General features: G+C 38.0%; 1 protein-coding gene. It reads left to right on the forward strand.

The features are described from left to right. Positions 1-88 precede the first annotated feature (88 nt). Positions 89-1,221 (forward strand): IS3-like element ISAba14 family transposase gene (locus FTU17_RS17320; protein ID WP_223155595.1). Its coding sequence is split into 2 segments (ribosomal slippage): positions 89-341 and positions 341-1,221, totalling 1,134 coding nucleotides; the frame shifts between segments, so codons are not numbered across the junction. Positions 1,222-1,267 lie beyond the last annotated feature (46 nt).

The following is a 1,267-nucleotide window of genomic DNA, read 5'->3' on the forward strand; positions in this document are numbered from 1 at the left end:
AGAGATGGATCCGTAAATTTGAACAACTCCTATAAGTGATATTCTGCTCCTCAAATGATGTTATAAACATCAATATATGGAGTATTTTATGGCACGTAGACCAAGAAGAAATCATTCAAATGATTTTAAAGCTAAGGTAGCACTTGCTGCGATTAAAGCAGAAAAAACACTTGCTGAATTGAGTGCTGAGTTTGATGTTCATCAAAACCAAATTATTGACTGGAAAAATCAATTGATCTCAGCTTCCTCGCAAGCTTTCGATCAATCAAAAGCTCCAACAGAACCACCCATCGATCTAAAAAAACTACATGCAAAAATCGGTGAGCAGGCATTAGAAATTGATTTTTTAGAAGGTGTGTTGAAGAAACTGGGCCGCTTCAACCACAAAAGTTAATCGACGACTCACTTCAGATTTCAGTATCTAAGCAAGCTAAGCTGCTGAAAGTCTCCCGTGGTTGTTATTACTATCGCCCAAAACCTGTGAGTGCATCAGATCTGAAGCTGATGCGATGTATTGATGAATTACATATGCAATATCCTTTTGCAGGCAGTCGTATGATGCGTGATTTGTTGAATCGTCAAGGACATCATATAGGACGACGTCATACACGTACTTTAATGAAGAAAATGGGTATTCAGGCGTTATATTGCAAACCAAATTTAAGCCAGGCTAATCAAGCTCACCGTAAATATCCATATCTGCTCAAAGGGTTGGCTATTCAGCGCAGTAATCAAGTGTGGTCTACGGATATAACGTATATCCCTATGGCAAAAGGCTTTGTTTATTTATGTGCTGTGATTGATTGGCATAGCCGCAAGGTACTTGCGCATAGGGTATCGATTAGTATGGAGGTGGATTTTTGTATTTCGGCTTTAAATGAAGCGATTGAAAAATATGGTCGACCTGAAATATTTAATACAGACCAAGGCAGCCAGTTTACCAGTGATGCATTTATTGATGTATTGAAATCAAATGGCATTCAAATCAGTATGGATGGTAAAGGTCGATGGGTAGATAATGTGATGGTTGAACGATTATGGCGGAGCGTTAAATATGAAGAGGTGTATCTCAAAGCTTATAGCAGTGTCACAGATGCGAAAAAGCAATTAAGTGCATATTTTGAGTTTTATAATTTGAAACGACCTCATTCGAGTCTAGACAAAATGACACCAAATGAGTTTTACTATGATCAGCTACCCCAACAAAACAAGGTGGCTTAACTAGAGCGGAATATCACTTATAAATACGCTTTTAGTTGTTCAAACA

The sequence above is a fragment of the Acinetobacter sp. YH12070 genome, from assembly GCF_013419625.1.
Classification (GTDB): Bacteria; Pseudomonadota; Gammaproteobacteria; order Pseudomonadales; family Moraxellaceae; genus Acinetobacter; species Acinetobacter amyesii.